Origin of the sequence: Sphingomonas sp., assembly GCF_035998645.1 — a bacterium.
In the GTDB taxonomy this organism is placed as follows: Bacteria; Pseudomonadota; Alphaproteobacteria; order Sphingomonadales; family Sphingomonadaceae; genus Sphingomonas.
This window is the reverse complement of record NZ_DASYHL010000004.1, coordinates 509,274-533,354: the sequence shown is the minus strand read 5'-3', so window position 1 is coordinate 533,354 and position 24,081 is coordinate 509,274. Positions and strand designations below refer to the sequence as shown.

Annotated in this window: 23 protein-coding genes and 1 tRNA gene; 10 read left to right on the top strand and 14 right to left on the bottom strand. The window is 65.9% G+C overall.

Annotated features, from left to right (window positions below; translation table 11 throughout):
- The 4 genes from VGN66_RS11960 to VGN66_RS11945 all read left to right on the top strand — a co-directional run bounded on the left by VGN66_RS11960 (position 1) and on the right by VGN66_RS11945 (position 4,890).
- Positions 1-837: a hypothetical protein gene (locus VGN66_RS11960; protein ID WP_327519037.1), complete on the top strand. Its 837-nt coding sequence runs from the start codon at positions 1-3 to the stop codon at positions 835-837.
- A gap of 73 nt (positions 838-910) precedes the next feature.
- Entirely contained in the window at positions 911-2,746 is a 1,836-nt protein-coding gene (gene typA, locus VGN66_RS11955; protein WP_327519036.1) for a translational GTPase TypA, read from the top strand.
- An 81-nt stretch (positions 2,747-2,827) separates the two neighbouring features.
- Positions 2,828-3,829: a hypothetical protein gene (locus VGN66_RS11950; protein WP_327519035.1), complete on the top strand. Its 1,002-nt coding sequence runs from the start codon at positions 2,828-2,830 to the stop codon at positions 3,827-3,829.
- A 188-nt stretch (positions 3,830-4,017) separates the two neighbouring features.
- Complete coding sequence (locus VGN66_RS11945; RefSeq protein WP_327519034.1) at positions 4,018-4,890, top strand: OmpA family protein; 873 nt, start codon at positions 4,018-4,020, stop codon at positions 4,888-4,890.
- Positions 4,891-4,913: 23 nt separating this feature from the next.
- Here VGN66_RS11945 and VGN66_RS11940 read toward each other — a convergent pair whose 3' ends face one another.
- On the bottom strand, positions 4,914-5,888 hold the full coding sequence (locus tag VGN66_RS11940; protein ID WP_327519033.1) for an NAD(P)/FAD-dependent oxidoreductase: 975 nt from the start codon (positions 5,886-5,888) through the stop codon (positions 4,914-4,916).
- The gene (folE, locus tag VGN66_RS11935) at positions 5,885-6,496 is read right to left on the bottom strand and encodes a GTP cyclohydrolase I FolE (protein WP_327519032.1); all 612 of its coding nucleotides are present in this window, start codon (positions 6,494-6,496) and stop codon (positions 5,885-5,887) included. Before folE ends, VGN66_RS11940 begins: the two co-directional genes overlap by 4 nt.
- A gap of 106 nt (positions 6,497-6,602) precedes the next feature.
- Here folE and VGN66_RS11930 point away from each other — a divergent pair, with 106 nt between their 5' ends.
- The 3 genes from VGN66_RS11930 to VGN66_RS11920 all read left to right on the top strand — a co-directional run bounded on the left by VGN66_RS11930 (position 6,603) and on the right by VGN66_RS11920 (position 11,595).
- Positions 6,603-7,187, top strand: coding sequence for a PAS domain-containing protein (locus tag VGN66_RS11930; protein WP_327519031.1), 585 nt, complete (start codon positions 6,603-6,605; stop codon positions 7,185-7,187).
- Positions 7,188-7,255: 68 nt separating this feature from the next.
- A complete protein-coding gene (locus VGN66_RS11925) occupies positions 7,256-8,596 on the top strand; it encodes an AarF/ABC1/UbiB kinase family protein (protein WP_327519030.1) in 1,341 nt (446 codons plus the stop codon).
- A 269-nt stretch (positions 8,597-8,865) separates the two neighbouring features.
- Positions 8,866-11,595, top strand: a complete 2,730-nt coding sequence (locus VGN66_RS11920) for a TonB-dependent receptor (protein WP_327519029.1) — start codon at positions 8,866-8,868, stop codon at positions 11,593-11,595.
- A gap of 63 nt (positions 11,596-11,658) precedes the next feature.
- Here the strand turns inward: VGN66_RS11920 and ruvB are convergent, their stop codons facing one another.
- From ruvB to ruvC, 5 genes are all read right to left on the bottom strand, one after another.
- A complete protein-coding gene (ruvB, locus tag VGN66_RS11915; RefSeq protein ID WP_327519028.1) occupies positions 11,659-12,687 on the bottom strand; it encodes a Holliday junction branch migration DNA helicase RuvB in 1,029 nt (342 codons plus the stop codon).
- A 707-nt stretch (positions 12,688-13,394) separates the two neighbouring features.
- On the bottom strand, positions 13,395-14,552 hold the full coding sequence (locus tag VGN66_RS11910; protein ID WP_327519027.1) for an endo-1,4-beta-xylanase: 1,158 nt from the start codon (positions 14,550-14,552) through the stop codon (positions 13,395-13,397).
- Positions 14,553-14,953: 401 nt separating this feature from the next.
- Positions 14,954-15,409: a hypothetical protein gene (locus VGN66_RS11905; protein ID WP_327519026.1), complete on the bottom strand. Its 456-nt coding sequence runs from the start codon at positions 15,407-15,409 to the stop codon at positions 14,954-14,956.
- Complete coding sequence (ruvA, locus tag VGN66_RS11900; protein WP_327519025.1) at positions 15,406-16,005, bottom strand: Holliday junction branch migration protein RuvA; 600 nt, start codon at positions 16,003-16,005, stop codon at positions 15,406-15,408. Before ruvA ends, VGN66_RS11905 begins: the two co-directional genes overlap by 4 nt.
- 43 nt (positions 16,006-16,048) lie before the next feature.
- Positions 16,049-16,549, bottom strand: coding sequence for a crossover junction endodeoxyribonuclease RuvC (gene ruvC / locus VGN66_RS11895; RefSeq protein WP_327519024.1), 501 nt, complete (start codon positions 16,547-16,549; stop codon positions 16,049-16,051).
- A 160-nt stretch (positions 16,550-16,709) separates the two neighbouring features.
- On the opposite strand from ruvC, the gene VGN66_RS11890 reads away from it, so the two are divergent.
- A complete protein-coding gene (locus VGN66_RS11890; protein WP_327519022.1) occupies positions 16,710-17,225 on the top strand; it encodes a hemerythrin domain-containing protein in 516 nt (171 codons plus the stop codon).
- A gap of 19 nt (positions 17,226-17,244) precedes the next feature.
- On the opposite strand, the gene VGN66_RS11885 is transcribed toward VGN66_RS11890, so the two are convergent.
- From VGN66_RS11885 to VGN66_RS11865, 5 genes are all read right to left on the bottom strand, one after another.
- Positions 17,245-17,595, bottom strand: a complete 351-nt coding sequence (locus VGN66_RS11885) for a DUF3147 family protein (protein ID WP_327519021.1) — start codon at positions 17,593-17,595, stop codon at positions 17,245-17,247.
- Positions 17,595-18,338, bottom strand: coding sequence for a YebC/PmpR family DNA-binding transcriptional regulator (locus VGN66_RS11880; RefSeq protein WP_224922835.1), 744 nt, complete (start codon positions 18,336-18,338; stop codon positions 17,595-17,597). Before VGN66_RS11880 ends, VGN66_RS11885 begins: the two co-directional genes overlap by 1 nt.
- Positions 18,339-18,411: 73 nt before the next feature.
- Positions 18,412-18,738, bottom strand: a complete 327-nt coding sequence (locus VGN66_RS11875) for a heavy metal-binding domain-containing protein (RefSeq protein ID WP_224922836.1) — start codon at positions 18,736-18,738, stop codon at positions 18,412-18,414.
- Positions 18,739-18,932: 194 nt separating this feature from the next.
- Positions 18,933-19,172 carry a DUF2312 domain-containing protein gene (locus VGN66_RS11870; protein ID WP_224922837.1) on the bottom strand — a complete coding sequence of 80 codons (240 nt, stop codon included), beginning with the start codon at positions 19,170-19,172 and terminating at the stop codon, positions 18,933-18,935.
- A gap of 109 nt (positions 19,173-19,281) precedes the next feature.
- Complete coding sequence (locus VGN66_RS11865) at positions 19,282-20,391, bottom strand: S41 family peptidase (RefSeq protein WP_327519020.1); 1,110 nt, start codon at positions 20,389-20,391, stop codon at positions 19,282-19,284.
- Positions 20,392-20,504: 113 nt separating this feature from the next.
- Between VGN66_RS11865 and VGN66_RS11860 the strand changes: the two genes are divergently transcribed.
- Positions 20,505-20,987, top strand: coding sequence for an Lrp/AsnC family transcriptional regulator (locus tag VGN66_RS11860; protein WP_327519019.1), 483 nt, complete (start codon positions 20,505-20,507; stop codon positions 20,985-20,987).
- Positions 20,988-21,013: 26 nt separating this feature from the next.
- Here VGN66_RS11860 and VGN66_RS11855 read toward each other — a convergent pair.
- Positions 21,014-21,090 (bottom strand) — tRNA-Asp (locus VGN66_RS11855).
- A 44-nt stretch (positions 21,091-21,134) separates the two neighbouring features.
- The gene (locus VGN66_RS11850) at positions 21,135-22,316 is read right to left on the bottom strand and encodes an AI-2E family transporter (protein WP_327519380.1); all 1,182 of its coding nucleotides are present in this window, start codon (positions 22,314-22,316) and stop codon (positions 21,135-21,137) included.
- A gap of 148 nt (positions 22,317-22,464) precedes the next feature.
- Here VGN66_RS11850 and VGN66_RS11845 point away from each other — a divergent pair, with 148 nt between their 5' ends.
- On the top strand, positions 22,465-23,925 hold the full coding sequence (locus tag VGN66_RS11845; RefSeq protein ID WP_327519018.1) for a glycerol kinase: 1,461 nt from the start codon (positions 22,465-22,467) through the stop codon (positions 23,923-23,925).
- Positions 23,926-24,081: the final 156 nt, after the last annotated feature.

The following is a 24,081-nucleotide window of genomic DNA, read 5'->3' as shown; positions in this document are numbered from 1 at the left end:
GTGACAGCGCTCGTCCCGCTCCGCGCCGAAATGGCGCACAAGTTCGCCGCTGTAATGGCGATCGGCAACCGCACCGCCACCTGGCAGGCACGCCATGACGCCGTGCTGAGCGACATTCGCACCGCGCTCGACTACGACGGCAAGCCGATGGACGACGTCGCACTGGAACAGACGTTCCGCGACGCCATTGCCGAGTATGACAAGGCGCTCGCGCAGGCGCAGGGCGTACGCACGATGATCAAGACGCCATCGGCGCGCAGCCAGACCTGCATGGCCAAATGGCTGGACCGGGGGTGCGGCGTGACCGCGTCGGGCGTCCTGTGGCGCAAGGATGGCCAGCCGGTCCATTGGCAGATGATGGACGGCGCTTCGGATGACGACGGCATCGGCGCGGGCATTGTGCTGTGGGCCGAAAGCGGACACGGCACCGCAAAGGCGATCGGCTGGTCGTTCGACGGCGTTGTCTATGAGCCTCCACGCATGACGCAGGACGGGATGATTTGGGTGCCGGGCCGCACGATGGGCACCGGCAACGGCAATGCCGACCTGCTGTTCAAATGGGACGAGGCGAGCAAGAGTTGGCAAGACATCGAGCTGGAGAGCTGGCGCGACGCCCTGCCCGGCAAGTTGCCCAAGGGGTTTGGCATCTGGAAGGGCGTCGACTATGATTTCGAGGGGCTTGCGGCGACGAGCAAGCTGTGGCGCGACAAGGATCCCAATTGCTGCCCGAGCGGCGGCGACGCGCTGCTGGAGTTCGCGATTTCAGGGCGAAAATTGACGCTGAAGGACGTCCGCGTCGACATTGTTGCGAAATGGGCGCCGCGCCAAACCGACTGAAGCTCTTCCCGCGCCGCACAATTTCCGCTATGCGCCCGCCCGAACCGCATTTCAGCGACATCCAGGAACTCGTATGAACCTTCGCAACGTGGCGATCATCGCACACGTCGATCATGGCAAGACCACGCTCGTCGATCAGCTCTTCCGTCAATCCGGCACGTTCCGCGATAACCAGCGCGTTGAAGAGCGTGCGATGGACTCCAACGACCTGGAAAAGGAGCGCGGGATCACGATTCTGGCCAAGCCGACCTCGGTCGACTGGTCGCCCGACGGGACCGAGGCGAACTCGATCCGCATCAACATCGTCGACACGCCCGGCCACGCCGACTTCGGCGGTGAGGTGGAGCGCATCCTGTCGATGGTCGATGGCGTCGTCCTGCTGGTCGATTCGTCGGAAGGCGCGATGCCGCAGACCAAGTTCGTGACCGGCAAGGCGCTCGCGCTCGGCCTGCGTCCGATCGTCGTGGTCAACAAGGTCGACCGCCCCGACCAGCGCATTCAGGAAGTGCTGGACGAAGTCTTCGACCTGTTCGTCAGCCTGGACGCGAATGACGACCAGCTCGACTTCCCGGTCCTCTACGCATCGGGCCGCAACGGCTATGCCAGCGATGATCCCGACCGGCGTGAGGGCACGCTCGCCCCGCTGTTCCAGAAGATCGTCGACCATGTCCCGCCGCCCGCGCTGGACATCGACGCGCCGTTCACCTTCCTCGTCACCCTGCTCGACCGCGACAACTTCCTCGGCCGCGTGCTGACCGGTCGCGTCACCAGCGGCAAGGTGCGCGCGAACCAGGCGATCCACGCGCTCGACATGGACGGCAACATCATCGAGACCGGCCGCGCGTCGAAGATCATGACCTTCCGCGGCCTCGACCGCGTGCCAACCGACGAAGCGCAGGCGGGCGACATCATCTCCCTCGCCGGCCTCGCTGTCGCGACGGTGTCGAACACCATCGCCGACGTTTCGGTCAGCGTGCCGATCCAGGCGCAGCCGATCGATCCGCCGACGCTGTCGATGCGCTTTGCGGTCAACGATTCGCCGATGGCGGGGCGTGAAGGCACCAAGGTGACCAGCCGCATGATCCGCGACCGCCTGCTCCGCGAAGCCGAATCGAACGTCGCGATCAAGGTGACCGAAGCCGCCGACAAGGACAGTTTCGAAGTCGCCGGCCGCGGTGAGCTTCAGCTGGGCGTGCTGATCGAAACGATGCGCCGCGAAGGCTTTGAGCTTGGCATCAGCCGCCCGCGCGTGCTGCTTCAGGAGGAAGACGGCCAGAAGATGGAGCCGTATGAAACGGTCATCATCGACGTGGACGAGGAATATTCGGGCACGGTTGTCGATAAGATGAACATCCGCAAGGCGGAGATGACCGACATGCGCCCGTCGGGCGGCGGCAAGACGCGCATCACCTTCAGCGCGCCCAGCCGCGGCATGATCGGTTACCATGGCGAGTTCCTGTCGGACACGCGCGGCACCGGCATCATGAACCGGCTGTTCGAGAAGTACGGCCCGTACAAGGGCACGATCGAGGGCCGCAAGAACGGCGTGCTGATCTCCAACGGTTCGGGCGAGGCCAATGCCTATTCGCTCAACACGCTGGAAGAGCGCGGCATCCTGTTCGTCGGCCATGGCGAAGCGCTGTACGAAGGCATGATCATCGGCGAGAACGCCAAGCCGGACGACCTTGAGGTCAATCCGATGCGCGCCAAGCAGTTGTCCAACGTCCGTTCGTCGGGCAAGGACGACGCGATCCGCCTGACCCCGCCCAAGAAGATGACGCTGGAACAGGCCATCGCGTACATCGACGATGACGAGATGGTCGAGGTGACGCCCAAGACCATCCGCCTGCGCAAGCGCTTCCTCGACCCGCACGAGCGCAAGCGCGCGAGCCGCGCCAAGGCGGCGTAACTGCGATAGCCCCCCGCCAAGCCGTGTTGTTGCTTGCACCTTGGAAACAAGTGAGGCAACAGAACGGCTTAGGGGGGGGATATGCACAAATCCGTCTGGCTGGTGCCAACATTGATCGTGCTGGTCGGCTGTGGCGGCGAGAAGGGGACTTCGGGGGGCACGGTCGTGGTCAACCCAGGCCCTTCGCCCACAACCAGTCCGCCTCCGGTCACGCTGAACACCGGCGAGGTGAAGCCTCGCGGGGATGCCGCCTATATCGTGGCGGCAATGGAGTTGAGCACGACCGGCGGTGTTGCGCAGACCAATGGCGTGATCACGGCCGGATCGACGACCGATCGTATCGTCACGCTCGATCCGCCGGGATTTAGTGCAGACTACAATGCCGGTTATCGTCTGGCAGACGGGGTTAACTCGGCGAATTTCGGCGCGGCTCAGCTGACCGCAGACACGACCCGGCCAAACGGAAATGGCGTCGTGTTCTTCGCGAGCACATCGGGTGCCGCCCAAAACTATCTTGCCCTGTATCAGCAGTCGGAGTTTATTTCGTCCTTCAAGGGCAGCGGATATGTGACCGCGCGATATGGTGGGACGGGCGGGTGGCAACATACCGTTGTCAACGGAGCGACACGCCGGACTCGACTGAAATATTTCGGTTACGGCTCCCCAACCCCGACAGCGTCGATGCCACGCACGGGTGTGGTGCGCTATTCGCTTCTCGGTTCGGGTAACTACGCCACGGACACTGATTTGTGGTTTCTTTCCAGCACTTCATCGGTGTCGGTCACCGTGGATTTCAGCACCGGAACTGTAACGGGCACGATGAGCCTGGGAGGCGAGAATTTCTACAAGAACCAGGTCGGTGGCGTTGGCTCGTTCCCCATTCGTGGCAACGTCGCCGGGAACATGGTCACAAACGGGTTCGCAGGCGCGGGGATCGGGCCGGTCGCCGATGTAAGCGGGCAATTCCGAATCATGTTTGTTGGCCCGGCAGCGGAAGAACTCGTGCTGACCTATGTGTTTGGCAATGGCACACGTACAGGCGTAGGTGCGGCAGTTGGCTTCGTTCATCCCTACGCCCTGTAAGCGCCAACCCGCTGCTGGGACCGCGCCGCGCGCAATACCAAGTCCGGACCGGCGCAGGCCGAGGTTGCTCAACCCGCCGCGCGGATCGCACCGCCCGCCCTGACTCGGGGGCAGGGCGTCGGAACCTTCGCCGCGACCCGGGCTTTGCTCCGCAGCCCCGTAACGGGCTGAGCTTCAGGAGTATGTCTATGCGTCCCATCCATTCCGGCGCCCTCGCGCTCACCGCCCTGCTCGCCGCCGTCGCGCCGACCGCTTTGGTCGCGCAGGAAGCGCCGCTGCAATCGACCGAGCAGGTCACGATCCAGGGCGAGCCGCTGCCGCCACTGGCGCAGCTGCCTGCAGGACCAGAGATTGAGGGGATGATCTCCGCGCGGCAGGGCAATCAGATTCAGGTGACCGGGGCTGATGGCACGCCGACGCTGATCGCGGTGACCGGTGAGACGCAGATCCGCTCGGCCGGCGGCTTTCTGGGCCTTGGGCGGACCAAGCGCGGTAGCGATGCGCTGCTCAACGGTCTGCCGGTGAGCGTGCAGACGCGCCAGTTCGGCGGCGGGCTGGTAGCGGCGCAGGTGAAGCTGGCTGACAAGGACCTCAAGACCGCGTCGATGATCCGCAGCGGCACCAGCCAGGGCTTTGCCGAGCAGACAGCCGCGACCGAGGCGCTGAAGGGCCGGGTCGGCGATATCGACCAGTATAACGTCAAGGGCACGACCAATGTGAACTTCGACACGGGCAAGGCGGTGCTGACCGCGCAGGCCAAGGCCGAACTGTGCAATGCGGCGAGCCAGGCCGGGTCGATGGAGAACGCGCTGCTGCTGGTCGTCGGCTATACCGACGCGACCGGGCCGGAGGAACTCAATCAGGAGCTGAGCGAGAAGCGCGCGAGCCGGGTGGTCAACCACCTCCAGCAGGCGTGCGGGTGGAAGCCGTATCGCATGCTGACCCCGACCGGCATGGCCGAGGCCGACCCGCTGGCGGATAACATGACCGAGGAAGGCAAGGCGCAGAACCGCCGCGTGGCGGTGAATATCCTCGTCAGCAAGGCGGTCGACGGGTTGTAAGTCGGATGACGGCCCGCGCGCGGTTAACCCAAGCTAGCCGCGCGCGGGCTGTCCTCTGCGGCGCTGTCCGCGATCCGCTCGGCGAGCATGCGGCCGGATAGCCACGCGCATTCGAGGCGGGGGGCGAGCAACCAGTCGCCGCATGCGCCGAGCTGAAGCCCGGGGTTCCAATAGGCGCCGTCGCTGCCCGGACTGGACAGGGCATAGCGCCAGAGGTGCGCGCGGGTCGCGGCGGGCTGGGCGACCAGGCCGATCGCGGCGAGGAAGGCGGCGGTCAGTTGCTCGGCCACTTCCTCGTTCGGGAGATCGAGGTGCGCGATCGACCAGTCGCTGGCCGCGTGGAGCACCCATGATTCTCCGCCGTGGCGACCGGGTTTGGCGGAATCGCGCGCGGCCCAGGCGATCGGGCCGATATCGCGAAGCACATCGGAATCGACCGGCAGCGGCGCGTCGAACGCCAGCATCACTGCCCAGCATGGCCGCGAGGGCGACATGACCGCGCGGCGGGCGAGCGCGAAGTCCTGCGCACCGGCGAGCGCCGCGACCTGCTCGGCCGGCATCGCGAGCACCAGCGCATCGAACGGCCCCGCCGCCCCTTCGGTCAGGGTCAGCGACCAGCTGCCGGCGCGGCGTACGATCGACTGGACGTGGCTCGACCAGCGCACCCCCATCCCGTCGGCGAGGTCGCGCACGATCGTTGCCATCGCGGGCACGCCGACCCACGCATCGCCGCCGGCGGCCGGCCAGCGCGCGGCAATGCCCCGCTCCGCCCAGCCATTGGCCTGATTAACGAAGTCAGGATGCCGCGCGGTGAAATACTGCGCGCCGAAATCGAACGCGTACAGGCGATCGCCGACGGCCTGCTCACGGGTCGAGGCGCGGCCGCCGGGGCGGCGGGCCTTATCGAACAGGGTGACGTGATGCCCCTGATCGCGGAGCGCGCGCGCGCACGACAGCCCGCTGACGCCAGCCCCGACAATCGCAACCGAACTGCTCATCGATAGCCGAGCAGCGCAAGCAGCTCCGCCCGGCTCGAGCGGTCCTCAAGGAAGCAACCGAGCAACTTGCTGGTGACCATGCCCACGCCCGGCGTGCGGACGCCACGGCACGTCATGCAGCCATGCTGCGCCTCGATCACCACGGCGACGCCATGGGGGTTGAGCGTGTCCATGATGCACTGCGCGATCTGAACGGTCAGCCGCTCCTGCACCTGCAGGCGATGGGCGAAGGCATGGACCACGCGGGCGAGCTTCGAGATGCCGACGATGCGTTCACGCGGAAGATAGGCGACCGCTGCCTTGCCGATGATCGGGGCCATATGGTGTTCGCAATGCGAGTTGAAGGGGATGTCCTTCAGCACCACCATCTCGTCATAGCCACCGCTGTCGCCGAAGGTGCGGGCCAGCATCGCGGCGGGGTCCTGCTCATACCCCTCGAAATACTCACGATAGGCGCGTGCGACGCGGTCGGGGGTGTCGCGCAGCCCTTCGCGGTCGGGATCGTCGCCGGCCCAGCGCAGCAGCGTGCGGACGGCGTCGCGCGCCTCTTCCTCGCTGACATGAGGCGAGGCGCCGGAACTGTCCTCACGCGGTGCATAATAGTTCATCGACGCCTCCTTGGTCAGCTTCCACAATCCTCCCGGTTAACGGCGCGCACAACATGGCCGGAGGTGCAGGTTTGCGCTGCGCCCACCAAGCTGGCATGACGCCAGCATGTCACCGTCCGAGATGATCGCCGGAAGCGCGGTTGCCGCCGTCATCAGCGATCCGCACCGGCCCGATACGCCGATCATCGAATGCAACGACGCGTTCGTCGCGCTGACCGGCTATTCGCGTGAAGAGATCATCGGCAACAACTGCCGTTTCCTGGCAGGCCCCGGAACCGAACCCGAGCTGACCGACGAAATCCGCAAGGCGGTGGCGGCGCGGCGCACGGTGCTGGTCGAGATCCTCAACTACAAGAAGGACGGCACGCCGTTCCGCAACGCGGTGATGGTCGCGCCGATCTTCGACGATCGCGGTGAGCTGCGCTATTTCCTCGGTTCGCAAGTCGAAGTGCGCACCCCCGCTCCGGTCGCAGCGCCGCAGACCACCGCGCGCACGCGCGTCGATATGCTGTCCGCGCGGCAAAAGGCGGTGCTGCTCGGCATGGCGGCGGGGCGGCTGAACAAGCAGATCGCGCACGAACTGGGCATCACCGAACGCACGGTGAAGATGCACCGCGCGGCGATGTTCGATGTGCTGGGGTGCCGCACCGGCGCCGACGCGATCCGCATGGCGATCGAGGCGGGCTACTGACCCGCGTCCGGCGCGCATGGTCCAAGGTACAGGTCGCTCCGGCCCCTCCTAGCCCCGATCTACCATATATGAGCGATGATGGGTTGAAGTCCGGCCCCGGCCGACGCGTACCGCGCGGGCGATTGGCCCGGCTGGGCGGCTTTGCGCGCCTGACCGCTGGCGTCGCGGCCAATGTCGCGCGCGATGGGGTCAAGAAGATCGCGGCGGGCGAGCGCCCTGCTTTGTCCGACCTGATGCTCACCCCCGCCAACGCCGAGAAGCTGACCGCGCAGCTCGCCAATCTGCGCGGCGCGGCGATGAAGCTGGGGCAGATGCTCTCGCTCGACAGCGGCGACCTGTTGCCGCCCGAACTGGGCGCGATCCTCGCGCGGCTGCGCGACCGCGCGCAGCATATGCCCCCTGCCCAGCTCGACCAGCGGCTGAAGGCCGAATGGGGACCCGACTGGCGCCGCCGCTTCCGGCGGTTCGAGGCGACGCCGATCGCCGCTGCGTCGATCGGTCAGGTGCACCGCGCGGAAACGCATGACGGGCGGATGCTGGCGATCAAGGTGCAATATCCCGGCGTCGCCGACAGCATCGATGCCGATGTCGACAATGTCGCGACCCTGCTGCGCCTGTCGCGCCTCCTGCCCGACAGCATCGACATCGCCCCGCTGCTGGAGGATGCCAAGGCGCAGTTGCACGAAGAAGCCGATTACCAGCGCGAGGCCGGGATGATGGCGCTGTATGGCGACATGCTCGCCGACCGCCCCGAATTCATCGTGCCGCGCGGCGATCCGGCACTGACCACCGACCATATCCTGGCGATGGATTTCGTCGCGGGTCGCCCGATCGAGACGGTCGAGACCGCCGCACCGGAAGAGCGCAACCGCGTCGCCGCGCTGCTGATCGATCTGGTGCTGGACGAGCTGTTCCGCTTTGGCGTAATGCAGACCGACCCCAATTTTGCCAATTACCGCTACCAGCCCGAGACCGGCCGCATCGTCCTGCTCGACTTCGGCGCGGCGCGGCGCATTTCGGCCGAGCTGGTGGAGGGCTATGGCCTGCTGCTCGGCGCGGCGCTGTCGGGCGACCGTGCGCGGACCGAACAGGCGGCGGTCGATTCCGGCTTCATGGGACAGCGCGCGCGCGAGCGTCATCCGGCGCTGATCGCGTCGATGATCGATGCGATCCTGACCGAGCTGGAGCGCGGGCCGGTGTTCGATTTCGCCGACCGCGCCTTCCTGCAATCGATCCGCCGCGACGTCGGAGACATCGCCGCCGACCGGAGCAGCTGGCACCTGCCGCGATCCGAACTGCTGTTCGTCCAGCGCAAGGTCAGCGGCACCGCGTTGCTCGCCGCGCGGCTGAGTGCCGTGATCGAGATGCGCGCGCGCGTCGGGCGCGCGATCGGGACGGTCACCGCCTGATTGCCAGCCGCGAAGGCGCGCCGGATTATGACGCACCCGAAATATTCAGCTGAACCGAGGACTGAACGACCAAGTCACTTTACTTGGCCGTTCTCCACCCAATGCGCTGGAACCCTCCGACCATCAGTCGCGCGGCGAGATTCCGTACCGCACCGCACAACGACCATTTCACAATGCTTTAGTCCGCGCACATAGGATTTGGGTATCCGCGACCGGCCCCTGCACATCGCCCACTATAATGGCTCCAGTATTTATTCGGGAGAAGCTGGATGCGAGTGCGGGCCTATCTGTTGACTGCTGCTGCGTGTGTCGGGTCGGTTAGTCCGGCGTGGGCACAGGCCCTGCGGGGCGTCGAGCCCGCTCCGGCCGAGGCACCGTCAGCCGATCAGGCGCCGGCGGAGAATACCGCCGACATCGTGATCACCGCCACCCGCCGTTCGCAGCGCCTGTCGAGCGTGCCGATCGCGGTCAGCGCCTACAGCACCGCCGCGCTCGAAAATTCGGGCGCGACCGACATTCGCCAGATGGCGCAGATCGCCCCGTCGCTGCTGGTCGCATCGACCGGGTCGGAAGCCAATGCCACTGCGCGCCTGCGCGGCATCGGCACAGTCGGCGACAATCCCGGCCTGGAAAGCTCGGTCGTCGTGTTCATCGACGGCGTGTACCGCAACCGCACCGGATCGGGCCTCAACGATCTGGGCCAGGTCGAGCGGATCGAGGTGCTGCGCGGGCCACAGGGTACGCTGTCGGGCCGCAATTCGTCGGCCGGCGCGATCAGCATCTACACCAAATATCCCGAGTTCACGTTCGGCGGCTATGCCGAGGCGAGCTATGGCAATTACGATGCCGTGCGCGTTGCCGGCGCCGTCACTGGCCCAATCATCGCCGACACGCTGGCATTCCGCGTCGATGGCGTGTTCGCCAAGCGCACCGGTTTCTATCACGATGTCGTCAACGACACCGACTATAACGACCGCAACCGCGTGTTCGTGCGGAGCCAGCTGTTCTGGAAGCCCAACGCCGATTTCTCGATCCGCCTGATCGGCGATTACACGCGCCGCGACGAGAAATGCTGTGGCGCGGTGCTGATCGATACGCGCGAGAAGACCGACCCGACGCCGGGCGTGCCGGGCGATTACGCGGTCGCGGCACAGAACCGCATCCTCCCGATCCTCACCAACCTTGGCGCGGTGTTCCCGCATCTGGGCGATCCGTATAACCGCCGCATCGCCAATACGCGCGGGCGTGCCTATTCGAACCTGACCACCGATTACGGCGTGTCCGCGCGCATCGGATGGAATGTCGGCGCGGCGCAGCTGATCTCGCTGACCGCCTATCGCGAATATGAAGCCGGCGGCGCGGCGGACATCGATTATGGCAATGTCGATATCGGATACCGCCCGGATGACGGTAATGCATTCCGCAAGTTCCGCACCTTCACCCAGGAAACGCGGCTGAGCGGTTCGGCCTTCGGCAACCGCTTCGACTGGCTGATCGGCGGCTATTTCGCGGATGAAAAGCTCAGGGTCTCCGACAACCTCAAATTCGGCAGCCAGTACGGCGCCTTTGCCGCGTGCCGGATCGTCGCGACGATCAACCCCAACCCGGTGTTGCAGAGCGCATCGGCGACGGGCTGCCTCAGCCCGACCGGCCGCGCGGTGCTGACCCCGGCGGTCGGGCCACAGGTGATTGCCGGTATCGATCGGCTGAGCACGATCAACAATGTCGGCAGCGTGCGCGACATCTATGACCAGACCAGCAGCAACTGGGCGCTGTTCACCCACAATATCTTCAAGATCACCGACACGCTCAGCATCACCGGCGGCCTGCGCTACACGCATGAGGTCAAGACGCTGAACGCGCAGTTCACCAACAACAACACCGTTTGCCCGGCGCAGCAGGCCGCGCTCGGGCCGTTGCTGGCCAATCCGGCGCTGCAGTCGCTGGTCGGCGGGATCATCACGCTCAGCTGCACCGGCAACTCGTCCTCGGCGATCACCGGCCTGCCGATCAGCGACCGGATCAGCGAGGGGCAGTTCACCGGCACCACCGTCCTGTCGTGGAAGCCGACCCGCGACCTGCTGGTCTATGGCAGCTATTCGCGCGGCTATAAGGCGGGCGGGTTCAACCTTGACCGGTCGGACCTGAGCACCACCGTGTTCAGCACGCCGACATCGGCGATGGCGCGCAACCTGCGCTTCGATCCGGAAACGGTGCAGGCGTATGAAATCGGCATCAAATACACCTCGCGCAAGCTGACCGCGAACGTCGCCGTCTACCGGTCGGAGTTCAAGAATTTCCAGCTGAACACGTTCAACGGCAGCAGCTACATCGTCCAGAATATCGGGTCGTGCAGCGTCGCGCTGAATGGTGCCGACCGCGATCTGAGCGCGGCGACCGGGGCGTGCACCGGCGACGTCCAGGCCGGCGTGATCACGCAAGGGTTCGAGATCGAGGCGGGCGTGTATCCGACTGCGGATCTGACGGTGAACCTTGGCTACACGCTGACCGATGCGAAATATGCCAACGATCTGGTCGGCAGCGCCACGGGTGAGCCGCTCAACAATGCGCTGTTCCTGCTGCCCGGCAGTGCCATTTCGAACGCGCCGCGGCACACCATCACCAGCTCGCTGAGCTGGACACCGGAGCTCAACAGCACCGGCCTGTCCGCGATCTTCTATGTCGATAGCCGCATGACCAGCGACTACAACACCGGCTCGGACCTGTTCGCGGAGAAGGCGCAGGATGGCTATATGCTGGTCAACGGGCGCATCGGCATTCGCGGCCCGGATCAGCGCTGGGCGGTCGAATTATGGGCGCAGAACCTGCTCGACACCGATTATCAGCAGGTCGCGTTCTCGACCCCGTTCCAGGGGGCGGGCAGCCTGTCCCAGGTGCAGAGCTTTGGCGCGCCGTCCTACGCGACCGCCAACTCGCTATTCTCGTCCTTCCTTGCCGAGCCGCGCACCTATGGCCTGACGCTGCGCACCAAGTTCTAAGAACAACACTGCCAGTTACCGCAACGCTCTCCGGGCCAGTCCCGGGGAGCGTTTTGCGTTGCGCTACTTTCCGTCGAACAGCCCGTCCTGCGATCCGGCAGGCGGGTTGAGGCCGAGATGCTTCCACCCGGCCGCGTTAAGGCAGCGGCCGCGTGCGGTGCGGGCGATCAGGCCGATCTGGATGAGGTAAGGCTCGATCACCTCCTCGACCGTATCGCGCGGTTCGGACAGGCCCGCGGCGAGCGTCTCCACCCCGACCGGGCCGCCGCGATAGATGTCGGCGATCATGGTAAGGTAGCGCCGGTCCATCGCGTCGAGGCCGAGCGCGTCGACCTCGAGCCGGTTGAGCGCGGCATCGGCGGCGCGGGCGTGCACCACCGTCTCCCCCGCGACATTGGCGAAGTCGCGCACGCGGCGCAGCAGTCGTCCGGCGATGCGCGGGGTGCCGCGCGAACGGCGCGCAATCTCCGCCGCACCATCCTCGGCAATGCCAAGGTCGAGCAGGGCGGCGGCGCGGGTGACGACGCGGGTCAGCTCATCGACCGTATAGAATTGCAGGCGCACCGGGATGCCGAAACGATCGCGCAACGGCGTCGTCAGCAGCCCCTGCCGCGTGGTCGCGCCGACCAGAGTGAAGCGCGGCAGATCGATCCGGACGCTCCGGGCCGACGGCCCCTCCCCGATCATAAGGTCGAGCGCGCGGTCTTCCATCGCGGGATACAGCACTTCCTCGACCGCAGGGGCGAGGCGATGAATCTCGTCGATGAACAGGACGTCGCCATCCTCAAGATTGGTGAGCAACGCGGCAAGATCGCCCGACTTGGCGATCACCGGGCCGGAGGTAGCGCGGAAGCCGACGCCCATTTCCTTGGCGATGATCTGCGCCAGTGTGGTCTTGCCCAGCCCCGGCGGGCCAAAGAACAGCACATGATCGAGCGCATCGCCGCGCTGGCGAGCGGCGTCGATGAACACGCGCAGATTGTCACGCGCCGCACGCTGGCCGACGAACTCGTCGAGCGACTTGGGACGCAGCGCCGCGTCGACGTCCTCGGGACGGCGGGAGGCGGTGGGGATGCGGTCAGCATCGGTCATTTGAGTGCCTGCACCCACTTTTCCGATCTCACCGACACTCTTGAAAACCGCGCTCATACCTGCCTCGACATCTATCGCAACAATAGGCCCGCTACCGCGATACCACCCACAAACGCGAAAACCGAAGCCCAAGCAGCCGCTTGCCCCAGCCACGCGCCTCGCATTTGCGTCCTCACGCGGCTCATTAAAGCCGCCTCGCCATCATCATCTCGCACCCCGCTAACAAGAACGGAAACCCAGTAACCAGACATCCATTGGAGGCCCGGCATGTTCCGCATGACAAACCACTGGTTAGTGCGAGCGCTCAGAAGGGCTAAAAGTATTCCGACCACAAACAAGATAATGGGCCAGCGAACATCAGCGCCTTTGAACCTATCCGCAGACATTATGGCGAACGCAGCACCCCCATTTATCGCCAAAAGGGACGACGTTAGCCATTTGTAACCCGACGAGTGCTGTTCCCAGGATATTTGGCGAATCTCGCTCAGGGTTTGAAGCTCTACGCGAGCAACCTCTTGCAGGATCTGCTTATCAAGCTCTTCCATCGCCTCACCCCCTCCATCGATGCAAGCAAAGGCGCCGCGCAGCGCAGACACACTCTGACCGACATGAGGCGGTGAGAATAGGGCCGGACCCAAACTGGGGGATAATGCGCGCCACAAACGTTCCTTATCCGTTCGCTTGCGGCAAGCCAATCCCCCTCCCCGTCACGTCGGCGCGGGGCGCGCGGTCGTCGCCGCGAACGCATCCCCGATCGCGGTATACAACCGTTTGGGCTGGGCGCTGGCATCATAGGGAAGCGGGCGCAGCGGCTGGCCGTCGGGGCGCGGGGTGCCGAAATTCTGGAGCCAGCTATATTTGTCGTTCATGCCCCAGACGAGCACGTCCTTGAGCTGCGGGTAGCTGAACAACAGGTCTAGCCAGGCGCGGCCGTACACCGCGACATCCTCGTCCCGCTGCGCCACCGTGCCGGTGCGGTTGCGGTCGCTGACGTCGAATTCGGTGATGATCAGCTTGTAGCCGAGCGCGACGACCGCATCGAGGAAGGTCCGCATCGCCGGGATCTGCGCGTTGGCGATGTCCTGCGCGGTGCCGCTGGAGTAAAAGCCGATATGCGACTGGATGCCCAGCGCGTCGATCGGCACGTTGCGGTCGCGAAAGCCGCGCAGCAGGTTGAGCACGCCGTTGCGGTGCGTGGTCGAGCCCCAGTCAATATAGTCGTTATAGACCAGCTCCGCCGTCGGCAGCTCGGCCCGCGCGGTGCGGAAGGCGAGGTCGAGGATCGAGTTGTCGCCGCCGACCGCTGTGTGCAGGATGTTGGTGCGGACATTGCCGGTCGCGGGGTCGATCGCCTCGTTGATCACGTCCCAGCTTTTGATGCGGCTGCCGAAATGGCGCGCGGTGCTCTCGACATGCGTGCGCACCAGCCGCTCCGCCGTGGCACGGGGATTTGCTCCCATGTCATAGCTGCGCAGCCATGCGGGAAACCGCTCCTGAATGTACCACAGGAAGCAATGGCCGCGCATCTCCATGCCCTTTGACTCGGCATAGGCCAGCATCTGATCGGCGCGGGTCCAGTTGTACACATTCTCGGCGCTCGACTGATATTCCCACTTCATCTCGTTTTCGGGGACCAGCAGCTGGCAGTCGCGTTCGAGCAAAGCGGCATAAGCGGGGTTGTTGAACGACCCGGCATCGGCGCCGGGCGAGGCCCAGGCAAAGGTCGATCCGAAGCGCATCCGCTTGGCGGCAGCTGCCGCCTTGAGCGTAGTCGTGGGCGAGGGCGTCGGGCTGGGCGAGGCAGAGGGGCTGGGTGATGGGCTGGTCGACGGTCCGGCCGATGGTGTCGGGGTTGGGGCCGACACTGCGCCGCTCCCCGGCCCTCCACCGCTACATGCTGAGACACCCAGCGCACCGGCCAGAGCAAGGGCTTCCCGACGCGTGAGGGACCGCATCCTCTCTCTCCTCCTCGCGGCCCGTTTGCGGGCCTGCAGGTCCGGATTGATGTCCGGCGGAGTTATGGTAGCGCTATCAAATCCGAGCGCAACAAGATTCTGGTAGCGCTATCTTTGGTTCAGTCCATCATGCTGAACTTGTTTCAGCATCCACCGTGCGGCGCGCGACGGTTCCGAGATTTCGCCCCCAGCGTCGCCGCAAAGGGGGCGCGGATTGCCGTTGCAGATAGAGCCTCTGGTTAGTCGCTGCGGGGAGCAGTGGATGCTGAAACAAGTTCAGCATGACGGAGTGGAGGGTGTCGCGAGATTACTCAGCGCTTTTCCCTGCCCCGCTCCGCCCGCGCCTTCATTTCCGGATCGACAACGTACTTATCGAGTTCAGCGGCACTTCGACCTTTTGGATAAACCCTACCACTGACGGGGCGCGCGACGACAACGATCTCACCCGAGGAGCGGGTGAAAACGCGGTCGAAAACAAAGAATGCACGGCCCTCGCGGAATCCAAAGTCGATGCAGTTTGTGCCCTCAGGATACTCGGGCAGTTCGATTTCGATGTCGCGCCCGCCAAGTGCTTTGGCAAAACGCTCGTCCGCTCTCGCGTGAACGACTTGCCCATCGATGCGAACGATCTCGACAGGCAGCAGCCGCGCGACCTCGACACCCTCTGGTCGCACACCGAAGAAATAATACCGGGTTGCCGAGCCATCCGTGCAAGCGAGCGCATTGCTGCTCATCAGCAACGCGATCAGATAGATCACCCACTTCACTTCGCCGCCTTGCGCAGCGCCAGCCTGACCAGCGCGTCGAGCGTTGCCCCCGCCCCAAGTTCATCGCTCGCCGCGTTCACCGCGTTGCTGGCTTCAGCGGGTTTGAAGCCGAGGTTGAGCAGCGCCGACACCGCGTCATTGGCCGCGCTGCCGACCGGAGCCGCCAGCCCCGCCCCGCCCGCGCCGATCGCGATGCCGCCGGCTTTGTCCTTCAGCTCGTTGACAATCCGCTGCGCCAGTTTCGGACCGACGCCATTGGCGCGCGCCACCATCGCCGCGTCGGCGCGGGCGATGGCGGTCTGGACTTCGGCGGGGGAGAGGATCGAGAGGATCGCCAGCGCAACCTTGGCCCCCACCCCCTGCACGCCGGTGAGCAGGCGGAACCAGTCGCGCTCCTCGGCGCTGGCAAAGCCCATCAGGCGGATCGAATCCTCGCTGACCAGCATTTCGGTATGCACGGTGACGAACTCGCCGAGTGAGCCCAGCGCCGCGAGGGTGCGGGCCGATGCGCCGACCAGATAGCCGACGCCGTTCACGTCGATCACCGCATGGTCGATGCCGGTGGCGGCGAGATGCCCGTTGAGATGCGCGATCATGGTTGGGACATAAGCGGAACGGCGGGCGCGAGGGAAGCGATAATCAGCGTGCCAGTGCCCGTGCACTCGCCAGGTGATGGGCGTGGCAGATCGCGACCGCCAGGGCATCGGCGGCGTCGGCCCCGGCGATCTTGGCACCGGGGAGCAGGCGGGCGACCATCGCATGGACCTGTGCCTTTTCCGCAGTGCCGGTGCCGACCACCGCCTTCTTGACCAGTCGCGGTGCATATTCGCCGACCTCAAGCCCCGCGCGCGCGACCGCGCAGATCGCAACGCCGCGGGCATGCGCGAGCTTCAGCGTCGATTGCGGGTTGGCGTTGACGAACACCTCCTCCACCGCCGCGCCATCGGGGGCGTGATCGGCGACGAGCGCCGCGAGCATCGCGTCGAGATGCGCGAGCCGGCGCGGAAGCGGTGCCTTTGCGTCGGTCTTGAGCTGGCCGTTGGCGACATGGCTCAGGCGATTGCCCTCGGCGCGGATCAGGCCCCAGCCGGTGGTGCCAAGGCCGGGATCAAGGCCCAGAATCAGGCGAGTCGCGCTCATTGCGTTACCGCGCACCGTGCATGCCGTAACGTAATTCTACTGGTTTCCCGACCTTTAAGCATCGCCGTGCCCTAAAAGACAAACGGACGGTGCGCCAGCCCGTCTGGGTATCGCTGCGGTACCGCCCTGTCGTTCCGGAGCCAAGAAAGCGGGTTTCAGCGTGTCCAATCTCGATCCATTCTTTGCCGAGCACCGTCGTTTGCGCGAGTGCACTGCGGAAATGGCGGCAATTGCCCGGCGATTCGAGCCGCCCGGTGTCGAAGACTTGAACGATGCGCGCTGGCGTTTCAGCCGCAGCCTGCTGCGCACGCTGACGCTCAAGGACCGGATGATCTATCCGCGGTTGCGGCTGCATGCCGACCCCGCCGCGCGCGCCGTCGCCGATCGCTTCTGCCAGTCCACCGCTGCGGACTATGAACGGTTCGCGGCGCATACCAAGCGCTTTCCGCCCGATGTCGTGGTGCGCGACTGGCGTGCTTATGCCGTTGCGGTGCGGCTGCGCACGGCGGAGATGGAGGATCGACTGGCCCGCGAGGAGCGCGAGCTGTTTCCGCTGCTCGACGACGCGCCGCGTCTCGCGTCGATGCCGTTTTCGCAAGGGACCAACTGGGCAGCCGACGCCTGGCGCATCCGCGCGCTGCTGGGGATGGATGCCGCCGACGATCGGGCGGCTTGAAGCCCGATCGATCGCCGGATCAGAGCCGAAGACCAAGGCGCGGACCGAGCGCCATCAGTCCGAGATACAGCGCAATCGTCAGCGCGCAGCCCGCCACGAGTGCCACCCAGAAACTGACCCCGCTCCGCAGCAGGACCGGGATCAGCAGGAACATCGGCAGCGACGGCAGCACGTACCAGAAGGTCGCCTCTGCATGATGCGCCATGTTCTCCGCATCCGGGCGCCCGCTCCACAACAGGACCATGCCCAGGATGGAGACGAGCGGGAGCGAGGCGACGAGTGCGGCAAACCCCGGCTGGCGCTTGCCGATCTCTGCGATCGCCACGATCAGCGCGCCCGAGAGCAACGCCTTGGCGATCAGCGCCAGCATCAGCCGAGCTTCGCCATCACCGCGTCGGACACTTCGTAATTGCCCCAGACGGTCTGGACGTCGTCATCGTCGTCGAGCGCGTCGATCAGCTTGAACAGCGTCGCGGCGTCGGCTTCGTCGACCTCGACCATCGTCTGTGGCTTCCAGGCGAGCTTCGCGCCCTCAGCCTCGCCCAGCACCGGCTCAAGCGCCTTGGCGACTTCGTGCAGGTCGGCGTTGGCGGTCCAGATCTCGTGGCCGTCCTCGCTCGACGTCACGTCCTCGGCGCCCGCCTCAAGTGCTGCCTCGAACACCTTTTCCGCGTCGCCGACGCTGGCGGGATAGGTGATCAGGCCGACGCGGTCGAACGCGTGGCTGACCGATCCGGACGCGCCGAGATTGCCGCCATTCTTGGACACCGCGGTGCGGACATTGGTGGCGGTGCGGTTGCGGTTGTCGGACAGCGCCTCGATGATCAGGGATACGCCGCCGGGGCCAAAGCCCTCATAGCGGATTTCCTCGTAATTCTCGCCGTCGCCCTTGCTCGCCTTGTCGATCGCGCGCTGGATATTGTCCTTGGGCATCGACTGCGCCTTGGCGGCGTTGACCGCAGCGCGCAGGCGCGGGTTCATGTCCGGATCGGGCAGGCCCATCTTGGCCGCGACGGTGATTTCGCGGCTGAGCTTGCTAAACATGCCCGAGCGCTTCTTATCCTGCGCGCCCTTGCGGTGCATGATGTTCTTGAATTTGGAATGGCCTGCCATGGGGTGTCTCTATGGAATTGGATGCGGCGTCTCTAGGCGAGGCAGCGGCTGGCGCGCAATGCCTAGCCGCAGATCACACCCCGCTGAGCGTCACCGCAGTGCCGGAGGCCGAGACCATCAGCATCGATCCGTTCTTGCCGATCACCTCATAGTCGAAGTCGATGCCGATGACGCCGTTCGCACCGAGCGCACGGGCTTCATCACGCAGTTCGTCGAGCGCGGTCTTGCGCGCGTCCTTGAGCGGGCGCTCATAGCTGCCCGATCGCCCGCCGACGATGTCGCGGATGCCGGCGAACAGGTCGCGGAAGATGTTGGCGCCGATGATCACCTCGGCGGTCACGATGCCGTGATAGCGGGTGGCGCTATGGCCATCGACGGTGCTGGTGGTGGTGAGAATCATGCTGCCGGTTCCTCCTGTGCGGAGGGGCATGTTAGGCGTGTGGGGCGAGGCTGCAAATCCTCCCCCGCAAGGGGGAGGTGGCGCCGAAGGCGACGGAGGGGGAGGACGGCTTTGTCCTCTCGGTTCCTGCCGTCGTGCTTCCGCCCCCTCCGTCAGCTGCGCTGACACCTCCCCCTGGCGGAGGAGGATTTAAGTTACTGCATCCCCAGCGCGGCGCGGTAGACTTCGAGCAGCGCGTCCTGCTCGTCGAGCTGGTGCTTCTCCATCTTCCGCAGGCGGATGATCGTGCGCATGATCTTGGCGTCGAACCCGGTCGCCTTGGCCTCACCATAGACGTCCTTGATGTCGTCGCTGATGCCCTTTTTTTCTTCTTCCAGCCGCTCGATCCGCTCGATCAGAAGGCGCAGCTGCTCGGCCGAAATCGAGTCGCTCATATCCCGCTCCATACATGGTGAACGGGGGCGTTTAGCGGCTGCGCCGGGGGGTGCAAGGGGGCGGCGAACACGCGCTGTGGATAGCGCCGCCGCCGTGCTGGCCGCTGGGTCAGTGACGGCGTTCCATCGGGCCCTTGGGCATATGCGATGCCGACAGCGTCTCGGCCTGGGCTGCGGGGACACCCTCACGCACCAGCACGTCGTAAAGCGCACGCGCGGGGGCGATTGCGATGTCGGGCTTGACCCCCACCTGCTCCCAACCATCGCCGTCGGGGAAATAGCTGCGCCCGAACGGGATGAAGGCCGCAAAGCCGCCCGGCAACGGCAGCGAGCCGCCATAATGGCCCGCGCCACCGGTGGTGTCGCCGACCAAGGTCGCACGCCCGGTGCCCTTGAACGCCGAAGCGAGATGCTCCGCCGCCGAGGCGGTGCGGCCCGAGGTCAGGTAATAGATTTTCGCCTTGCTCCACGGCGAGGTGGGGCTGGCGGGGGTGACGCGATGTTCGGAGCGGTAATATTCGCTGGGCGCATCGACCTTGACCAGCGAGGTGAAGGGCAGTGGCCCGCCACGCTCAGCAACCGAGGCGCGGGTGTCCATCACCATCACCGTTTGCGGCCGGGTGAAGATGCGGGGAAACAGCACATCCATCTCCGAAAGCCCGCCGCCGCGGTGGGTGCGTGCGTCGATGATGAGCGTCTTGGCCCCGGCATTGGCGTCGAGGAATTCGGTGAACGCCGTGAGCACCGCCGGGTCGCCCATGAATGCGTTGAAGCGGACATAGGCGATGCCCGGCGCGATCATACCGGCCTGTTCCATCGCGGGCGGCGGGGACGGACGGTCGCCAAAGCCGCGCTGCGCCGAAGGCTGGCCGACGCGTTGCGGCTGGGGGGCGTCGGGGGCGTACATCCGCAAATGCCCGTCGGACGCGACCGCCTGAAGATCCGCCGTCACCGCCTGGGCCAGCGCGAAGGCTTCGGTAAATCCGTCATAGCCTCCGGCGGCAAGCTTGGTGCGCAACATCGCGGCGTAGCGTTTGGCGATATCGGGGAAGACGAAATTCGCCTCGATCTCCTCGGCCAGCTTGGTCACCGCCTCCCGGCCCATGGCGGGGGTATAGGCCGGTGCCTTGGCGGCGGGCACGGCGGCCGGAGCCGTCTGGGCCATGGTCAGCGGGGCAAACACCATCAGGCCCGCCGCCGCGAGAAAACGCGCATTCATGTATATCACTCCGTAGTTGCCCGAGTGTTATATTTGACTAACACGCCTTTTGCAGTCGATCATCGCCCCCTATGTGCCGAAAATCGTCATCTCGGAGGGAGTTCGCGCCGGACATGAGCAAGCTCGACGCCTTCGATATCCAGTTGCTCAACCTGCTTCAGGGCGATTCGCTGGCGACCGCAGAGGCGCTGGCGCGGTCGGTGCCGCTATCGGCGTCGGCAGTGACGCGACGCGTGCGCCGGTTGCGGAGCGAAGGGTTCATCGCGGCGGATGTTGCGATGCTCGCGCCGAAGCTGACCGCGCGACGGCTACGCGCGCTGGTGCGGGTGCAGGTGCATGAGCATGCCGAGGAGCGCGGGATCGCGGCGCTGCGCGCGTCGCTGGCGGCGGAGGATTCTGTGCAGATGATCCTGGATGTCGCGGGGGCGGACGACCTCGCCGTGCTGGTCTGCGTGCGCGACATGGCGGACTATAATGCGCTGGCCGAGCGGCTGTTTCAGAACGATCCGGCGGTGCGGCGCTACGAAACGAGCTTCATCAAGCGCGTGCACAAACAGAGTGCGCTGGTGATGCTGAAACCCGGCGATGTCGAGTGAGAGGGGGATGGCCACCCTGTGAGGGGTGGCGCGAGTGACGGGGCTCGAACCCGCGACCTCCGGCGTGACAGGCCGGCGCTCTAACCAACTGAGCTACACCCGCATGACCCTGGTGCCGAAGCACCGTCCCTTGCGAGAGCGCGGCACCTAAACGGGCGGGTCGGGGCTGTCAACACCGGTTTCGCGCATAAATTGCGCACGCGGCGCAGACGGGTTGCCGCGCGCCACCAACGTGCCGTGTTCGAACAGGAATCCGGCGATATCGGGCTTGCCCGCAGCGTTGAGCACGGTCTGGATGATGATCAGCAGCGGCACCGCGAGCAGCGCGCCGGGCGTCCCCCAGACCCAGCCCCAGAAGGACAGCGAGATCAGAATCATGATCGGGTTGATCGTCAGCCGCCGCCCGACCACCAATGGCGTGACCACATTCGCCTCGATGATATGCAGCACGACCATGATCGCGGCCGGCAGCAGCGCGGTCCACACGTCCTGGAACGTCATCAGCCCGCCCACCGCGAGGAATCCGGCGGCGAAGATCGGGCCGAGATAGGGGATATAGTTGAGCAGCGCGACGATCCCGCCCCACATCAGCGGCGTCGGCATCCCGATCAGCCACAGCGCCCCCGCCACCAGCAGCCCCAGCGTCACATTGATCAGCGTGATCGTGCCGAGATAGGCCGAAGTGTCGTCGACCACGTCCTGAATCACCCGCGCGGTCGCCATCGCGCCGCCAAAGCTGGTGCGGCTGGTGATCGCGTTGCGCCGCAGCCGGGTCCAGCCCGACAGGAAGAAATAGATGACGAGCACCGCGAAGAACATTTCGATGAACGCGGTCGGCGCGCTGGTCGCGGCAAGCTCGAGCAGCGAGCGCGGCGGTGCCTGACCTGCGGCCTCAACCGGCTGAATCGGGCGCGACTGGGCGAGATCCTGGATCGTCTTGTTCACGAAGGTTTCGAAGTTCGAATAAAAGTCGATCAGCGGCTTCACGTTCGACTGGATGTTGTCGATTCGCTCGGGAAGGATCGACAGCCAGCCCCAGGCGGGCACAACGATCGACGCCAGCGCCGCATTGGCCGCAGTCAGGAACAGCAACAGACAGATCAGCGCGGCGAGCGGCGCGGGCACGCGGTGCCGCTCCAGCCATTCGAGAATCGGGACCAGCGCGATCGCGATGACGATCGCGGCGGTGAGCGGCAGGAAGAAGGGTGACCCGGTCTTGAGCGCGAACGGAATCGCGAGGACGAGGCCGATCCCGGCCATCAGCGTCAGCCCGGCGAGCAGGCGGTCGCGGCGATTCTCCGCCTCGCTCTCGTGATCGGCGGGGGGCACGACGGGGACGAAATGATGCGTCGAGTCGGGCGTGTCCCCCTCCCCTCCGCTGCGCCGATCGTTACCGAAACCCTCGTCCACTCGCTTCACCTCTCCCGTGAAGCCTAGCGCGATTTGCGCGCGATGTAATCCCGGCTACCCTATCTCGATGGGAGAGATTCTACTGGTCATCGACGAGGGGACGACCTCGACCCGCGCGATGCTGTTCGCCCCGGACGGGCGCTGCCTCGACAGCATCGCGGTTCCGCTGCGCCAATCCTATCCGCGCGCAGGGTGGGTCGAGCACGACCCCGAGCAGATCTGGGCCGAAACCGCCAATTGCGCGGCGACGATGATCGAGCGCGCAGGCGGGCCGGACGCAATCGCCGCGATCGGCATCACCAACCAGCGTGAGACCATCGTCTTCTGGGACAAGGAGACGGGGCAACCGCTCGCCCCGGCGATCGTGTGGCAGGACCGCCGCAGCGCGGAGCTGTGCCGGACCCTCAAGGATCGCGGTGAGGAGCCGGGGGTGCAGGCGCGCACCGGCCTGTTGCTCGACCCCTATTTCAGCGGGACCAAGATCGCCTGGGCGATGGCCAACTGGCCGCAGCTGAGCGAGGCCGGCGACCGGCTGGCGATTGGGACGGTCGAAAGCTGGCTGGTGTGGAAGTTGACGGGCGGCCTGCACGTGTCGGACGCAACCAACGCATCGCGCACCTTGCTAATGGGCCTTGGCAGCGGCGGGTGGAGCGACGGGCTGCTCGACCTGTTCGATTGCCCGCGCGGCGCGCTGCCCGAGATCGTCGATTGTGCGGGGCGGTTCGGCGAGACGACGCTGTTCGGCGGGCGCATCCCGATCTGCGGCCTGGCCGGCGATCAGCAGGCGGCGACGATCGGGCAGGCGTGCCTGGCGCCGGGCGAGACCAAGGCGACCTATGGCACCGGGGCATTCGTGCTGACCAATGCCGGCGAGCGCCAGCCGACGTCGCGCCACCGGCTCCTCTCGACCGTGCTGTGCCAGCTCGACGGCAAGCGCACCTATGCGATCGAAGGGTCGGTGTTCGTCGCGGGCAGCGTGGTCAAATGGCTGCGCGATTCGCTCGGACTGATTGGCGATGCGGGCGAGACCGAGGCGTTGGCGCGCAGCGTCGCGGATAATGGCGGCGTGTATTTCGTTCCCGCTTTGTCGGGGCTGGGCGCGCCATGGTGGGAGCCGGAAGCCCGCGGGGCGATCAGCGGCCTCAGCCTGGCCAGCGGCAAGGCGCATGTCGTACGCGCCGCGCTGGAGGCGATGGCGCACCAGAGCCATGACTTGAAGACAGCGTTCGCCGCGGATGGCTGCGACTGGTCGCGGCTGCGGATCGACGGGGGCATGGTCGCCAACGACTGGATCGCGCAGGACCTGGCCGATGTGCTGGGCGTGACGGTCGAGCGGCCGGCCTTCACGGAGACGACCGCGCTGGGCGCTGCGATGCTGGCGGGTGTCGGCTGCGGGCTGTTTTCCGGGCTGGAGGACGCTGCGGCAATGCGCGGGCGGGTCGAGATGTTCGAACCCGCGATGGAGAGCGGCGCGCGGGAGGCGCGGCTTGCGGGTTGGAACAAGGCGGTCGCGGGGGTTCTCGCCTGACCCTCCCCCCGTCGCCCCGGGCTCGACCCGGGGCTGGGCTTTTCTTTGCCAGCGCTGAGAAAGAAGCAGCCCTGCCCCGGGTCAAGCCCGGGGCGACGAAGAATGTTGTTCGCCCGCAATTGCGTGCCCTCCCGTCAACCGTTACGGTTACACAAT

Bases quoted from the DNA above. Each gene is read 5' to 3' on its own strand.
- typA (WP_327519036.1), top strand. From the start codon at position 911: ATGAACCTTCGCAACGTGGCGATCATCGCACACGTCGATCATGGCAAG.
- VGN66_RS11950 (WP_327519035.1), top strand. From the start codon at position 2,828: ATGCACAAATCCGTCTGGCTGGTGCCAACATTGATCGTGCTGGTCGGC.
- VGN66_RS11945 (WP_327519034.1), top strand. From the start codon at position 4,018: ATGCGTCCCATCCATTCCGGCGCCCTCGCGCTCACCGCCCTGCTCGCC.
- VGN66_RS11940 (WP_327519033.1), bottom strand. From the start codon at position 5,888: ATGAGCAGTTCGGTTGCGATTGTCGGGGCTGGCGTCAGCGGGCTGTCG.
- folE (WP_327519032.1), bottom strand. From the start codon at position 6,496: ATGAACTATTATGCACCGCGTGAGGACAGTTCCGGCGCCTCGCCTCAT.
- VGN66_RS11930 (WP_327519031.1), top strand. From the start codon at position 6,603: ATGTCACCGTCCGAGATGATCGCCGGAAGCGCGGTTGCCGCCGTCATC.
- VGN66_RS11925 (WP_327519030.1), top strand. From the start codon at position 7,256: ATGAGCGATGATGGGTTGAAGTCCGGCCCCGGCCGACGCGTACCGCGC.
- VGN66_RS11920 (WP_327519029.1), top strand. From the start codon at position 8,866: ATGCGAGTGCGGGCCTATCTGTTGACTGCTGCTGCGTGTGTCGGGTCG.
- ruvB (WP_327519028.1), bottom strand. From the start codon at position 12,687: ATGACCGATGCTGACCGCATCCCCACCGCCTCCCGCCGTCCCGAGGAC.
- ruvA (WP_327519025.1), bottom strand. From the start codon at position 16,005: ATGATCGCGCATCTCAACGGGCATCTCGCCGCCACCGGCATCGACCAT.
- ruvC (WP_327519024.1), bottom strand. From the start codon at position 16,549: ATGAGCGCGACTCGCCTGATTCTGGGCCTTGATCCCGGCCTTGGCACC.
- VGN66_RS11885 (WP_327519021.1), bottom strand. From the start codon at position 17,595: ATGCTGGCGCTGATCGCCAAGGCGTTGCTCTCGGGCGCGCTGATCGTG.
- VGN66_RS11880 (WP_224922835.1), bottom strand. From the start codon at position 18,338: ATGGCAGGCCATTCCAAATTCAAGAACATCATGCACCGCAAGGGCGCG.
- VGN66_RS11875 (WP_224922836.1), bottom strand. From the start codon at position 18,738: ATGATTCTCACCACCACCAGCACCGTCGATGGCCATAGCGCCACCCGC.
- VGN66_RS11870 (WP_224922837.1), bottom strand. From the start codon at position 19,172: ATGAGCGACTCGATTTCGGCCGAGCAGCTGCGCCTTCTGATCGAGCGG.
- VGN66_RS11865 (WP_327519020.1), bottom strand. From the start codon at position 20,391: ATGAATGCGCGTTTTCTCGCGGCGGCGGGCCTGATGGTGTTTGCCCCG.
- VGN66_RS11860 (WP_327519019.1), top strand. From the start codon at position 20,505: ATGAGCAAGCTCGACGCCTTCGATATCCAGTTGCTCAACCTGCTTCAG.
- VGN66_RS11845 (WP_327519018.1), top strand. From the start codon at position 22,465: ATGGGAGAGATTCTACTGGTCATCGACGAGGGGACGACCTCGACCCGC.